The following is a 13,692-nucleotide window of genomic DNA, read 5'->3' on the forward strand; positions in this document are numbered from 1 at the left end:
CATGAGACAAATTTTTAGTGACAAAAAAATTGATGCGTCGCTGTTTCTTCAAATGGAAAATTTAATGTATGCCCTTCTAAAAGAAGACGATGCCTACCTTGAGTATGGCTATAAAGCATACTACGACGAAATTGAAAAAAAGGTTGTCATTAGTCACTTTTGGGATGATCGAAAAGAAGACGATACTGTAACCGGATTAAAAAGCGAAGTGTTTTTAAAAGCACTTGGTAATAAACATTACTCGGACATGACTTTAATTCGCTCTTATGCAATTGAATTACAAGAATCTCCTCTTAAAAAGTTTTTAACGCAATTATTTGTTCTGTTAGAAGATTTACGCGTAGAGGAAATTGTAAAAAATTTACGCCCTGGTACGAAGCACATTTTTAAAAGACGTAAAGAAATGTATCGTAATTACTTCGGCTCACAAAATGAAATAAACCGCGTTCGTAATTATCACGGTGATCGTCTATTTTGTCTATGTTACCTGTCCTTAACAAGCGATAAATACGAAATGTTTAATAACGAATATTTCGAGCAAATTGAGTCCATTTTACATGAGACATTCCAAGCTCGTAATACAGAAGATACAATGTATATTGTTGAAAAAATTCGTTATCGCTTAGAAGGACTTCTTGAAAATGATATGATTAACAACTATTTCGGACACGCCCCACTCTACTTATCTGTCATTGCAGATGAGAAAAACTGTCGCGTCGAAGAATTAGCAAATGATGATACTCAAATTGTAGATGATGAAAATAAAAATAAAATTAACGAAAGCTTCTCGACATGGCATCGTGAAAATAAAAATAATGAAAATGAAAACTTCTTACGCTTTGAATTAGAAAGCGGAACAAAAACAAATATGATGGGTGATACCGCTCGTGAATCAGAAGATGGTGATCAAGCACTTGGTTCCGTTCAAGGGACTTCGCAAAAAAGCACGCAATCTAACTTTGACGGGGCTGATGCAGAAGAAGCAAGAGCTTCCCATGCTTCTAGTCAAAATGAAGGCATATACGGTAAATATAACGTTGGTGCCTCTCATACATTTAAAGAAGCACGCAAGCCCAATCCTGATGATAAAAAAGATTATCAAGCCATCAAGTCCGTCATTAATAAAGACGTAAAAGAATTAAAGAAAATCATTGAGAAGACGATTGAAAATAAAACAAACGCAAATAGTGATAAATATTACGGAAGACTTCGCAAGAAATTCCTTCGTATTTATACAGAAAAACAGCCACGCATGTTTTATAAAAAAGGACAAGAATCACAAGAGCTTGATGTTGCCTTTCAGTTATTAGTGGACTGCTCTGGTTCTATGTATAACAAAATGGAAGAAACAAAAAAGAGTGTTGTTCTGTTCCATGAAGCATTAAAATCATTAAAAATTCCACATGCAATTAGTGGATTCTGGGAAGATGCTTCTAGTGCGAAACCAGAAGATAAACCAAACGTCATTCATGAAGTGGTCACATACAAAAACTCAACACTTCCAAATATCGGACCAGAAATTATGCAACTTCGCGAAGAAGAAGATAATCGCGACGGTTACATTATTCGTATCGTTTCTGAAAAGCTTGCAAAACGACCAGAGAAGCACAAATTTTTACTTGTCTTTACAGACGGTGAACCATCTGCATTAGACTATCAACAAGATGGTATTTTAGATACACACGAAGCTGTTAAGCTCGCTCGTAAAAGTGGTATGGAAGTAATCGGTATCTTTATCGAAGAAGGCGAAGCAAAAGAAGCAACCTATCAATTGATGAAAAATATTTATAATCATCATTTCTTAGTTGCAAACCATGCTGAAGATTTACGCTTAAAGATTAAGCCGTTATTGAAGAAGTTATTATTGAAGACGATTGAATAGTAAACAGGGGCTTGTTTGGCCCCTGTTTTTTTAGTCGTTATTTCTCAAACAGTCGATATCTTTGAATTTATGTCGAGAAAATTCCATTTATTATTTTGTTTCTTTTTGAAATTTATATGGAATGGATGCTTGTAATAACGATTCAAGCCCTCCATTATAATATGGAAAGCGTATGTTTGCCATTTTCATATCCACCCATTCTATTACCGAAATCTCATCTGCATCTTGCACAGCAATATTCCCATCTATCACATCTGCGTGAAAAGTAATCAACAATGCATGGTTACCTACCTCGGTAAAAAACTTTTCATTTATTGCAGCAATCCCCTGTATCTCTACTATTAATCCTGTTTCCTCTTTCACCTCTCTTACAGCTGCAGCTTCTAATGTTTCTCCTTTTTCCACTGCGCCACCTGGCAATGACCAAACATTTTGTTCTACATTATGTACCATTAATATTTGATCTCGTTCTTTGTTATAAATTAATGCATATACAACGTCGACTCTTTTCATATGTATTTCCTCCTATCGTATTTTGTACATATCTAATCCTGGTTCAATTTTCGATAAAGTGAAACTTTAATCAGTGGGGGTTTTCTTCATCCCACACTAATTATCCGCCTGTCCCTCACACATCTTCCTTTTTTCTCTCTAAATAATGAAAAATTCATAGAAATCTTTTTGGGTATATTAAGGAAGAATTCCACTATCAAATATATTTGAAAGGATGTTTCATTTGTCTTCAAAAAAAGATGAACAATATACGGATGTTACAGCCGCTGAAGCTAGACATAAATATATCATTCCCGAGGAGTTTCCTGAAGGTCCTTACGGTTCTTCCACTAACAGAGAGTTAGGAAAGTCGACTCCTTGGGAGAGCGATCAAAAAACACATAAAGCATTTAGTTACGAATATGAAAAACAATATGAAGAAACGGAGCAACAATATCCTGAAGCTAGCGCCAAATCAGAAAGTACGAATGCAAACCATGTAAAATCTATATAACGAGAAAATTCATTTCTTCCCTAGAATAATTCTAGCTATGCCGACAAAAAGAGCCGATCCACTCGAATCGGCTCTCTTCATTAACTAAGTACTAACTCAGCTGTTAACTTTTTTTTTAACTTTGCTAGCATATCAGCTGTCATTTTATCTAAATCATATTCTGCTTTAAAGCCCCATTCTTCTTTCGCTGCTGTTGCATCGATTGAGTTTGGCCAGCTATCAGCAATTGTTTGACGAGCTGAGTCTACTGCGTAATCCATCGTAAACGTAGGAATATGCTTGCGAATTGCTGCTGCAATTTGTTCTGGTTCGAAACTCATCGCTGTAATATTAAAAGCGTTACGATGTATTAACTTACTTGGATCTGCTTCCATTAAAGAAACAATTGCTTGCAGTGCATCTGGCATATACATCATATCCATGTATGTGCCTTCTGCAATGTAAGAGGTGTAAGTACCTTTTTTAATTGCTTCATAATAAATTTCAACTGCGTAATCAGTTGTGCCGCCTCCTGGAGGAGCTACGTAAGAAATTAAGCCTGGGAAACGTACGCCGCGCGTATCAACGCCAAATTTTTGATGATAATAATCACATAATAATTCTCCTGCTACTTTGTTTACCCCATACATTGTAGTAGGACGCTGGATTGTATCTTGTGGTGTATTATCTTTTGGTGTTGTTGGACCGAATGCACCAATAGAACTTGGTGTGAAAAATTTACAGTCAAGTTCACGTGCTGCTTCTAATGCATTTACCAGTCCACCCATATTTAAATTCCAAGCAAATAGCGGATTTTTTTCTGCAGTCGCTGAAAGTAAAGCTGCTAAATGAATGATTGTATCTACTTCATTACGCTTCGCAATATCGTGTAGTTTCTGTCCATCTGTTACATCTAATGTCTCAAATGGACCCGATTTTACAACATCACTATCTGTTTCGCGAATGTCTGTTGCGATAACGTTTGATGCCCCATATACATCACGAAGTTTCATTACAAGTTCAGAACCAATTTGCCCTAACGAACCGGTTACTAGAATTTTTTTCATTTTCCCCACTCCTCATTTGCAAGCTTTCAAAAGATGTAAATTAAATAATTCCCATTTCTTTACCCACTTTTTCATACGTACGAATCGCTTCATCGAGCATTTCTTTCGTATGAGCCGCTGTTGGCATATTACGAACACGACCTGTTCCTTTTGCTACAGTTGGGAACACAATTGATTTTGCGTATACGCCCTCTTCATTTAGACGTTTACTAAATTCTTGTGTTAATACTTCATCGCCAATAATACAAGGTGTAATTGGTGTTTCACTTTCTCCAATGTTAAATCCAAGTTCTTTTAAACCTTGTTTTAAATAGCGACCATTTTCCCATAAACGATCATGCAACTCTGTGCTTTCCATTAAAATTTCAATCGATCTCATACAAGCTGCAGCATCTGCTGGTGTTAAAGCTGTTGAGAATAGGAACGGACGTGAACGAACTTTTAGCCAGTCAATTAAGTTTTGCTTTCCTGCTACATATCCACCAATTACACCAATCGCTTTTGATAATGTACCAATTTGGAAATCTACTTTATCAGAAAGACCGAAATGTTTTACAGTACCTGCACCTTTTCCAAGCACCCCTGAACCATGTGCATCATCTACATATGTCATTAAATCTAGCTCTTCTGCAATCTCAACAATTTCTGGTAATTTCGCAACATCACCATCCATTGAGAAGACGCCATCTGTAATAACCATCAATTTATTGTAAAGACCTGATTCTTTTGCCTCAATTGCTTTTTTTCGTAGGTCTTCCATATCAGAATGTTTATAAACGATAATTTTTGCTTTTGATAAGCGACTACCATCAATAATAGACGCATGGTTTAATTCATCGGAAAGAATTGCATCATTTTTGTCCATAACAGCTGAAATCGCTGCCATATTACAGTTAAATCCTGATTGATATGCAATCGCTGCTTCTGTATGTTTAAACTTTGCAATCGTCTCTTCTAGTTTGATATGCAAGTCAAGAGTACCATTAATTGTACGAACCGCTCCTGCACCAACGCCATACTTATGAATCGCACCAATTGCAGCTTCTTGCAGACGATTGTCTGTTGCTAAACCAAGATAGTTATTTGAAGATAAGTTAATATATTCTTTTCCGCCAATTGTAATGATTGGTCCATTTGGACTTTCTAGCGGATCGATTACGTTATAAAGCCCCTTTGCTTTTAAATCCTCTAAATTTTCTTCTAAAAAGTTTGCAAGTGTTTTACTAGACATCGTGAAGCCTCCCTATCGTTCATGTAAGCGGATTATTGTCTTAATAATGCTAATAATCCCTCTACTAGCTTAACACGTTTCTGAAATTTATTATAGAAAAATAGTTTAAAGAAACCGCTTACAACTTTAAATTATATATGATAAAACGACAGAAATCTATCCTTTGCTTTTAAAGTTTGATAGAATAAGGAAAATATTTTTTGGAGCTGAGAAAATGGCATTTACAGAATCTGAAGTATACAATAATGACTCTTTTTTTGAGCAGTACATGAAGCGCAGATATCGAAATGATAATCCAAATGAAGCAATTGAAAAACCTGCCTTATTGCAGCTCATCGGAGATATGGAAGGGAAGAACATTCTTGACTTAGGATGCGGGGATGCTAAATTTGGTGTGGAATTATCGCAAAAAGGATGTCTTTCTTACACCGGTATTGAAGGTTCTCAACTTATGTATACAGAAGCGAAAAAACAACTAGAAAACGTAAATGGAACTGTCCATTTCATGAACCTCAAAGACTATGCGTACCCTCCTTCTACTTTTGATCTCGTTACATCTAGACTTGCCCTACACTACATTGAACATCTCGATATTATTTTTCACAACATCTATCAAACCTTAAAAACAGATGGTGTCTTCACTTTTAGTGTACAACATCCCGTTATTACTTCTTCTTTTGAGAGCTTACAAAATAGTGGAAAACGAAAAAGTTGGCTTGTTGATGATTATTTTAAAAGCGGGAAACGTATAGAGCCGTGGATTGACCAAGAGGTAATCAAATACCATCGTACTATCGAACAATACTTCACCCTCTTACAACAAGCTGGATTTATAATTACAGACTTACGAGAAGCAACACCACAGCAAAAACATTTTCAAAGCGAAGAAGAATATACGCGAAGATTGCGTATCCCCCTCTTTCTTTTATTTTCGTGCAAAAAATAAAAAAGCGATGAAGACTCATCGCTTTTTTATTTCACTGCCTGCGCTGCCTGCGGAAGTAAACATCTTCCTCTTCCCTGCGGAATACAAAGTGGTGTTCCAAATAAAGGATCTGTTGTAATTTGGCACTCCATACGGAATACATCACGAACTAACTTACAGTCTATAATTTCTTCTGGCTTACCTTGTGCATAAATTTGTTTATCTTGAATCGCTACAATATTATCCGCATAACGGCATGCTAAGTTTAAATCATGTAGTACCATAACGATTGTTCTTTGTTCCGTTTCATTTAATTCAAATAATAAATCAAGCACTTCGATTTGATGAGTCATATCTAAGTATGTAGTTGGCTCATCTAACAAAATGATATCCGTATCTTGCGCAAGCGTCATCGCAATCCAAGCACGTTGACGTTGTCCACCGGAAAGAGCATGAACATCACGCTCAGCAAATTCAGTCATGCCTGTTGCTGCAAGTGCTTTTTGGACCATTTCTTCATCTTTTTCTGACCATTGCTTTAACCATGTTTGATATGGATAACGTCCTTGTTTCACAAGTTGCAATACAGTTAAACCTTCTGGAGCTTGAGGTCCTTGCGGTAAAATTGCCATTTGGCGGGCAATTTGCTTCGTTTGCATATTTTGAATTGCTTTATCATCTAATAAAATATCACCTGCTGTCGGTTTTAATAAACGAGCAAGAGAACGTAATAAAGTTGATTTTCCACAACCGTTAGAGCCGATAAAGATCGTAATTTTCCCTTTTGGAATCTCTAAGTTTAACTCATTAATAATAATTGTTTCACCATAAGACAATGTTAACGATTTAGTCTCCAATGCTTTTTGCATATTCATCTCCCTTTACTCCATTTTTAAATAGACAGCTAAGTATCTATGTACTTTTATGAATTTCGACTTTTATAAAGTAAATAAATAAAATACGGAGCACCAATTGCTGATGTAAACACACCTGCTGGAACTTCAAGTGGCGCAAAGACTGTGCGCCCAATTAAATCGGCAGCAAGTACTAAAATCGCACCGACAATAGCAGCTACTGGAAGTAACGCCCCATATAAAGAACCAACTAATCTTCTTGAGATATGTGGTGCCATTAAGCCAACGAATCCGATTCCACCAGCAAAAGCAACCGCTCCTCCAATTAACGCTGTACTAAGGAGCAACAAGAAAAATCGTGATTTCGTTAAGCGAATACCAAGTCCGGTAGCAATATCATCACCAAGTTCTTGTGCATTTAAATGTCTCGCTGCTATAAATGCAATCACTGTTAAAATAAGAACCCACGGTGCCAACACCCCTACGTTTTGCCAAGAGGATCCGTAAACAGTACCCGTAATCCACACATTCGCTTGACTCGCTTGATAGATTGGCGCGAGCAGCATGAATAATGTTGTGGCAGCCTTCGTTAGTGCCCAAAACCCAACACCAATCAAAATAAGACTAGTTGCCGATAATCCATCATTTCTCCATGCGAATAAATATACAAAAAATGCAACAATGGTTGCCCCAACAAAGGCCGCTAGCGGCATATAATGAATGCTTACTGTTAATGCATTGTTTTTATCACTAAAAATAGCTAGAAATAACACAACCGCTACACTTGCACCACCTGTAATCCCGATAATATCAGGAGAAGCCAGTGGATTTCGAACAAGGCCTTGCAAAATACAGCCAGCAACAGCAAGTGCTATTCCGACAAGAATTGCAATTAAAATACGCGGCATACGGAACTTATTTACAACCATATTAGACATAGCATCACCGTTTCCGGTAATTGCTTGCCACACATCATATGGGGCGATCTTCATCTCCCCCATACCCGCACTTGCAAAGAATAATCCTATTAAAACAACGAATAAACCTAACAAGACGAAAAAAGCTCGTTTATACATTAAAAACGAGAGGCCGTCTTTTCCTACACGAAACGGAATATACTTCTTCATTTGCTAAGCCCTCTCTTACGTGCAATATAAATAAAGAATGGTGCACCAATAAACGCTGTCATAACCCCTACTGGTACTTCTTGTGGCATAATCACATATCTCGCTCCAATATCTGCAAGAAGTAATAGTATAGCACCTAACAACCCGCTATATGGTACCCTCCAGCGATGATCTATACCGACAAGTGCTCTTGCAAAATGAGGTATAATAATCCCCACAAATCCAATTGGACCAGCAACCGCAACCGAGCCGCCTGACAGTAATACAACAATGAGTAACACTAGTGATTTCATCAAAACGGTTCTTTGCCCTAATCCTTTTGCCACGTCTTCTCCCATCATTAATGTATTTACTTTTCCTGCCATTAAAAGAGCAGCAATCCATCCTATTAATAGATAGGGGAATACAGATTCCAGTATTTCTAACTTTCTTCCTTGAACAGAACCTGCTAACCAAAATAGTACTTCTTCTAATGCTTGCTCGTTTAATACGAGCAAACCTTGTGTTAAAGATGAGAATAACGCACTAATTGCTACCCCTGCCAAGGTTAATTTGAGAGGAGTTGTCCCTTCTTTCCCTAAAGAGCTAGAAGCAAATACAAGTGCCGCAGCAACTGCTGCACCTAAAAAAGCAATCCACGTAAACGCTGACAAAGATGAAACCGAAAAAACAACAATCGCTACTACAATAAAAAAGGCAGCACCTGAGTTTAATCCAATAAAATCTGGGGCAGCAAGTGGATTCTTTGTTAAAGTTTGCATCAAACAACCAGCGATGGCTAAACTAGCACCAACACAAGCCGCAATTAACGCACGAGGAAGACGTACGTTTTGAATAATAATATGTTCATTCGAACCATTAAAATGAAAAAAAGCATCAAGTGCTAATTTCCCACTTGTATTTGTATATCCCAAAATAATACTTCCCCAAATACAAGTCATAACTGCAATGATTCCAACAAATAATCCAACCCATTTTGCTCGATTTGTTTTTAATAACATGCAGCGTTTCTCCTTCAATGTATAATGATACGTTGTTAGTGTATTGCAACTTAATTTACGTTGTCAATGATAATAATTATTAATATCAATTATTTCTATTGACATTCTATTTTTAACACCGTAATATCAATTTCGACATTGAAAATTATTCTCAATATTTAGGGGGATACATAATGAATTTTATTAAGAAAAAATCATTTGTATTATTTGTATTCATGTTATCATTCTCACTTCTTTTAGGGGCATGTGGTAAATCTGATAACAAAGCTGAACCAAAAAAAGAAGAAAAGAAAGAAATGATTACTGTAGAACACGCGATGGGTAAAACGGAAGTTCCTGCAAATCCAAAACGAGTTGTTATTTTAACAAATGAAGGGGCAGAAGCTTTACTTAGCCTTGGCGTAACACCTGTTGGTGCCGTACAACCACCAACGAATAATGATTGGTATCCACATATGAAAGACAAAATGAAAAATGTAAAATCTGTTGGTAACGAAAGCCAAGTCAATTTAGAAGCAATTGCTGCTTTAAAACCTGATTTAATTATCGGTAACAAAATGCGTCAAGAAAAAGTGTACGAGCAGCTAAATGGCATCGCTCCTACTGTATTTGCAGAAACATTACGTGGTGAATGGAAAGATAACTTTAAATTTTATGCAAAAGCATTAAATAAAGAAAAAGAAGGTCAAAAAGTATTAGCTGATTACGACAAACGTATAAAAGACTTAAAAGGTAAACTTGGGGATCAAGTAAATCAAGAAATTTCTATGGTACGCTTTATGCCTGGTGATGTTCGTATTTATCACGGAGATACATTCTCTGGTGTTATTTTGAAAGAACTTGGTTTCAAACGTCCTGGTGATCAAAACAAAAATGATTTTGCAGAACGTAACGTATCTAAAGAGCGCATCCCTGCAATGGATGGCGATATCATCTTCTACTTCACTTACAATCAAGGTAATGAGAAAAAAGGATCTGACTTAGAAAAAGAATATATCAATGATCCACTATTCAAAAACTTAAATGCTTCTAAAAACGGAAAAGTATACCAAGTTGATGATATCATTTGGAATACAGCTGGCGGTGTAATGGCTGCAAACTTAATGCTAGATGATATTGAAAAACGATTTACAAAATAATACTTTATTCAAGCAGCTCCCCTCGTGGGAGCTGCTTTTATTTTCTTTCATGGAAATGTCACATTATTTCATTTTGTATTTTTATTCCCAATATGTTATATTATAAAAGTAAATAAAATATATTTTCTATATATTAGAAAAGTTTTTAAAATCTAAATTTTCTGATTAATCATTATTTTAGTTTCTTTCGCAATTCAAATACTACATTTGAAAACGCTTATTATTGATTTTTCAGGGGAAAATACAGTGACGGATGAAAGTTCGATGGATTATTTAAGAAATTTTCTTGCTATTTCCATATAATTCTATTGACTTCTAAATATTTTGTAAATTAAAATGATTACATAAATATCCGTTATACAGGATTAGGGGGAAACAATATGGATGCAGCTTTAAAAGCAAACAAAGCTGGAGGGCAACAATCACCAAAAAAACATCCACCAGGATTATACTTGTTGTTCTTAACAGAAATGTGGGAAAGATTTAGTTATTATGGAATGCGCGGTCTTTTAGTTCTTTACCTAACAACAACTGTTGTAAGTGGAGGTCTTGGATTCGATAAGGCTTTTGCAGTGCAATTATACGGAATTTTCACAGCTTTAGTATATTTCATGCCAATCGCTGGTGGTTGGTTAACTGACCACTTTATTACAAGACGTCACGCTATTACAATTGGCGGTCTTATTATGGCACTTGGTAACTTTGTATTATTTGCAATGAATACAAAAACAGGACTATTTTTAGGATTAGGATTATTAGTTATTGGTAATGGATTCTTTAAACCAAATATCTCTACATTATTAGGTGAACTATACGAAAAAAATGATTCACGTCGCGATAGTGCTTTTACAATTTTCTACATGGGTATTAACGTAGGTGCTTTCTTCGCACCACTTGTTTGTGGTTTCCTAGCAGAAGATTTCTTTAAAACAAGCACTGACGGCGTTATGGTTATGGGTTATAAATATGGATTCTTAGCTGCTTGTATCGGTATGATTATCGGTCAGATTTTCTTTAACCTACTAGCTCCTCGTTACCTTGGTAAAGCAGGAACAACAATTGTAGGTAAAAAATCAAAAGATAAAAATGCTGCAGTAGTTGAAAAGAAACCTTTAACAAAACAAGAAAAAAATCGTACTTGGGCAATTGTTATTTTAACTTGCTTTGTTGTCTTCTTCTGGGCAGGATTCGAACAAGCTGGTAGTTCTTTAACACTTTACACAAACACATTCGTGGATCGTACAATTTTCGGATGGGAAGTTCCAACATCTTGGTTCCAATCTGTTAACCCAGCATTTATCGTACTATTCGCACCATTTGTCTCTATGTTATGGTTGAAATTAGCAAAATCAAAACGTGGCGATTTAAAAGTTCCAACAAAAATGGCGTTTGGTATGATTTTACTAGGTATTGGTTACCTTGTTTTAACATTAGCTGTTTTAAAAACTGGTAGCGACGAAGCAAACATCGCTACGAAAGCAAACTTACTATTCATCGTCTTCACATACATGTTCCATACAATCGGTGAATTATTCTTATCACCAATTGGTCTATCAATGGTAAGTGCAATTGCACCTGTAAAATTAGCATCTTTATTAATGGGTGTATGGTTAGCAGGCTCTGGTATGGCAAACTACCTAGCTGGTGCATTAGCTGCTTTCACTCAATCACTAGGATACTTAGAAGTATTCGCAAGCATCGGTATTATCGTAATCGTTCTTGGTTTAGTACTTCTTATGTTCTCTAAAAAAATTGCACGTATGATGGAATAAACAAAATAAAAAGAGTCTCTCGCACGCGAGAGACTCTTTTTATTGCTCTTCTAACGCTGTAACATCTACTTGTACGGTTTCATGTGGTGTTTTCACATCATGTACATTCGCTACTCCACTTCCCTCATCACAGCTTTCAATCCATACTGGTACACCTTGATACGTTACATCAATTCTACTAGAAGATGACAAAATTTGTTTTACACGCTTTACATCCATCCTTCATTCCTCCTTTTACTTATTACAACTCTTATTTATCTTGTCATTTCTCTTTGAAATATATTCCATGAAAACTTCCGCCACTTCCCTCCTGCAGGTATTGAGGTGGAGTCTCCCATCTATCTTTATATAAAAAAGACATGCATCTCCGCATGTCTTTTTCCATAATATCCAAATTTTATGAAAATAATGTCTTTACAACTTCACTTACTTTCTCATTATGCACTTGATAATATACTTCTAAGCCACGTCTTTCAAAACGAACAACTTTATTTTGCTTTAATTTTGTTAAATGCTGCGAAACAGTTGATTGCGGAATTTCCAATACTTCCTGCAATTGTGTTACGTTACAAGTTCCACGCTCCATTAGCTCCATTACTAAACGAAGGCGAAGCGGGTGAGCTAACGCTCGTAGCATTTGTACATCCTCTTCTGAAATACGACAATTAAATTGATTTTGGTTCATAAAGTTCCCCTCATTTTTATTTTTATTTTCTCTTTATTTATCTTTATATGTTTGTTTTTATATTTCCTGTTACGACACAACTTTATCAACCTAAAATTTAAAATTTTTCCCCCTTTTATCAACATACCCTTAAGGGAAAACCCCTGCTGATTTTGAATATTATACTACACGACTTAACGAAAAAGCAAAACATACAAATAGGAATACTTTGCTTCTAAATACTGTTTTCTCAGCCTTTTTGTTATATTTTCTCCTCTTATAATCCTCTCGTAATCATATTGTAAAACATTGTTCTTACATGATATCTAGCTGTAACCTTCTTTAATTATTTGACCTATAAAACCCCCTTTGTTACGATGGAAAGAGTTAAATTTTGGTAAAGGGGGAATTAACATTAAAAAGTGGTTAATAATAGGAGTCATTAGTATTGCACTTTGTTATACAGTTATCCAAAACTTCCTATTAAAAGATACAGGAGTACACAAATCCCAAACAGAATCTATCGCAATTGGAACAGAAGTTGGTAATGTTGCTCCTAACTTCCTCTTACAAACAGTCGATGGAAAAGAAGTACATCTCACAGATTATAAAGGAAAAAAAGTATTATTAAATTTTTGGGCTAGCTGGTGCGGACCATGCAAAATAGAAATGCCAGATATGGAAAGATTCCGCAAAGATATGAAAGAAAAAGGAATTGAGGTTGTTGCTATAAATGCAACTGCCAGCGAACAAAATCCAGATCATGTAAAACACTTTCTTCAAGAAAATAACTATACTTTTCCCGTTCTATTAGATATACAAGGACAAGCAAACGCAACATATCAAATCATGAGCATTCCTACCTCCTTCATTCTTGATGAAAAAGGCGTCATTCATTTTAAACACGTAGGACCAATGACATATGAAAATATGCTTGAGTATATGGACAGTTTATCCCGCATTAACGGGCAGTAATACTCCCACCTCAAAATTCGACGGGTGCAAAGAAGTTAGTTGGGAGTATTACTGCCTGTAAAAGCCCGAT

Annotated in this window: 14 protein-coding genes; 6 read left to right on the plus strand and 8 right to left on the minus strand. The window is 35.9% G+C overall.

The genetic code is table 11. The annotated features are described in order from the left end of the window. Position 1: 1 nt before the first annotated feature. Positions 2-1,882: a vWA domain-containing protein gene (locus tag CN373_RS15650; protein WP_098359671.1), complete on the plus strand. Its 1,881-nt coding sequence runs from the start codon at positions 2-4 to the stop codon at positions 1,880-1,882. Between the two features lie 90 nt (positions 1,883-1,972). Here the strand turns inward: CN373_RS15650 and CN373_RS15655 are convergent, their stop codons facing one another. Further along, complete coding sequence (locus tag CN373_RS15655; protein ID WP_098359672.1) at positions 1,973-2,395, minus strand: NUDIX hydrolase; 423 nt, start codon at positions 2,393-2,395, stop codon at positions 1,973-1,975. A 214-nt stretch (positions 2,396-2,609) separates the two neighbouring features. On the opposite strand from CN373_RS15655, the gene CN373_RS15660 reads away from it, so the two are divergent. Further along, a complete protein-coding gene (locus CN373_RS15660; protein WP_098359673.1) occupies positions 2,610-2,888 on the plus strand; it encodes a hypothetical protein in 279 nt (92 codons plus the stop codon). Positions 2,889-2,968: 80 nt separating this feature from the next. Here the strand turns inward: CN373_RS15660 and CN373_RS15665 are convergent, their stop codons facing one another. Together CN373_RS15665 and CN373_RS15670 are read right to left on the minus strand one after the other, a co-directional pair. Beyond that, positions 2,969-3,934: an L-threonine 3-dehydrogenase gene (locus CN373_RS15665; RefSeq protein ID WP_000723119.1), complete on the minus strand. Its 966-nt coding sequence runs from the start codon at positions 3,932-3,934 to the stop codon at positions 2,969-2,971. A gap of 40 nt (positions 3,935-3,974) precedes the next feature. After that, positions 3,975-5,165, minus strand: coding sequence for a glycine C-acetyltransferase (locus CN373_RS15670; protein WP_098359674.1), 1,191 nt, complete (start codon positions 5,163-5,165; stop codon positions 3,975-3,977). A gap of 214 nt (positions 5,166-5,379) precedes the next feature. On the opposite strand from CN373_RS15670, the gene CN373_RS15675 reads away from it, so the two are divergent. Then, the gene (locus CN373_RS15675; RefSeq protein ID WP_000885980.1) at positions 5,380-6,111 is read left to right on the plus strand and encodes a class I SAM-dependent methyltransferase; all 732 of its coding nucleotides are present in this window, start codon (positions 5,380-5,382) and stop codon (positions 6,109-6,111) included. A 26-nt stretch (positions 6,112-6,137) separates the two neighbouring features. Here the strand turns inward: CN373_RS15675 and CN373_RS15680 are convergent, their stop codons facing one another. The 3 genes from CN373_RS15680 to CN373_RS15690 are packed head-to-tail and all read right to left on the minus strand — an operon-like array spanning position 6,138 to position 9,072. Beyond that, positions 6,138-6,965, minus strand: a complete 828-nt coding sequence (locus tag CN373_RS15680) for an ABC transporter ATP-binding protein (protein ID WP_002055739.1) — start codon at positions 6,963-6,965, stop codon at positions 6,138-6,140. Positions 6,966-7,012: 47 nt separating this feature from the next. Next, positions 7,013-8,071, minus strand: a complete 1,059-nt coding sequence (locus CN373_RS15685; RefSeq protein WP_000760073.1) for a FecCD family ABC transporter permease — start codon at positions 8,069-8,071, stop codon at positions 7,013-7,015. Beyond that, a complete protein-coding gene (locus tag CN373_RS15690) occupies positions 8,068-9,072 on the minus strand; it encodes a FecCD family ABC transporter permease (protein WP_000925238.1) in 1,005 nt (334 codons plus the stop codon). The genes CN373_RS15685 and CN373_RS15690 overlap by 4 nt, the downstream gene beginning before the upstream one ends. Before the next feature lie 173 nt (positions 9,073-9,245). Here CN373_RS15690 and CN373_RS15695 point away from each other — a divergent pair, with 173 nt between their 5' ends. Both CN373_RS15695 and CN373_RS15700 read left to right on the plus strand, forming a co-directional pair. Then, a complete protein-coding gene (locus CN373_RS15695; RefSeq protein ID WP_098359675.1) occupies positions 9,246-10,211 on the plus strand; it encodes an ABC transporter substrate-binding protein in 966 nt (321 codons plus the stop codon). 380 nt (positions 10,212-10,591) lie between these two features. Beyond that, a complete protein-coding gene (locus tag CN373_RS15700) occupies positions 10,592-11,983 on the plus strand; it encodes a peptide MFS transporter (protein WP_000338299.1) in 1,392 nt (463 codons plus the stop codon). Positions 11,984-12,022: 39 nt separating this feature from the next. Here CN373_RS15700 and CN373_RS15705 read toward each other — a convergent pair whose 3' ends face one another. Then, the gene (locus CN373_RS15705) at positions 12,023-12,202 is read right to left on the minus strand and encodes an acid-soluble spore protein H (RefSeq protein ID WP_000382686.1); all 180 of its coding nucleotides are present in this window, start codon (positions 12,200-12,202) and stop codon (positions 12,023-12,025) included. Between the two features lie 178 nt (positions 12,203-12,380). Next, positions 12,381-12,668, minus strand: a complete 288-nt coding sequence (locus tag CN373_RS15710; protein ID WP_001075234.1) for an ArsR/SmtB family transcription factor — start codon at positions 12,666-12,668, stop codon at positions 12,381-12,383. 348 nt (positions 12,669-13,016) lie between these two features. Between CN373_RS15710 and CN373_RS15715 the strand changes: the two genes are divergently transcribed. Continuing rightward, positions 13,017-13,622 (plus strand): redoxin domain-containing protein, encoded by a 606-nt coding sequence (locus tag CN373_RS15715; protein WP_240519113.1) that lies wholly within the window; start codon positions 13,017-13,019, stop codon positions 13,620-13,622. Positions 13,623-13,692 lie beyond the last annotated feature (70 nt).

The sequence above is a fragment of the Bacillus cereus genome (assembly GCF_002561295.1).
GTDB classification, from domain to species: domain Bacteria; phylum Bacillota; class Bacilli; order Bacillales; family Bacillaceae_G; genus Bacillus_A; species Bacillus_A cereus_S.

Bases quoted from the DNA above. Each gene is read 5' to 3' on its own strand.
- CN373_RS15655 (WP_098359672.1), bottom strand. From the start codon at position 2,395: ATGAAAAGAGTCGACGTTGTATATGCATTAATTTATAACAAAGAACGA.
- CN373_RS15690 (WP_000925238.1), bottom strand. From the start codon at position 9,072: ATGTTATTAAAAACAAATCGAGCAAAATGGGTTGGATTATTTGTTGGA.
- CN373_RS15665 (WP_000723119.1), bottom strand. From the start codon at position 3,934: ATGAAAAAAATTCTAGTAACCGGTTCGTTAGGGCAAATTGGTTCTGAA.
- CN373_RS15670 (WP_098359674.1), bottom strand. From the start codon at position 5,165: ATGTCTAGTAAAACACTTGCAAACTTTTTAGAAGAAAATTTAGAGGAT.
- CN373_RS15660 (WP_098359673.1), top strand. From the start codon at position 2,610: ATGTTTCATTTGTCTTCAAAAAAAGATGAACAATATACGGATGTTACA.
- CN373_RS15685 (WP_000760073.1), bottom strand. From the start codon at position 8,071: ATGAAGAAGTATATTCCGTTTCGTGTAGGAAAAGACGGCCTCTCGTTT.
- CN373_RS15705 (WP_000382686.1), bottom strand. From the start codon at position 12,202: ATGGATGTAAAGCGTGTAAAACAAATTTTGTCATCTTCTAGTAGAATT.
- CN373_RS15700 (WP_000338299.1), top strand. From the start codon at position 10,592: ATGGATGCAGCTTTAAAAGCAAACAAAGCTGGAGGGCAACAATCACCA.
- CN373_RS15710 (WP_001075234.1), bottom strand. From the start codon at position 12,668: ATGAACCAAAATCAATTTAATTGTCGTATTTCAGAAGAGGATGTACAA.
- CN373_RS15650 (WP_098359671.1), top strand. From the start codon at position 2: ATGAGACAAATTTTTAGTGACAAAAAAATTGATGCGTCGCTGTTTCTT.
- CN373_RS15675 (WP_000885980.1), top strand. From the start codon at position 5,380: ATGGCATTTACAGAATCTGAAGTATACAATAATGACTCTTTTTTTGAG.
- CN373_RS15680 (WP_002055739.1), bottom strand. From the start codon at position 6,965: ATGAATATGCAAAAAGCATTGGAGACTAAATCGTTAACATTGTCTTAT.
- CN373_RS15695 (WP_098359675.1), top strand. From the start codon at position 9,246: ATGAATTTTATTAAGAAAAAATCATTTGTATTATTTGTATTCATGTTA.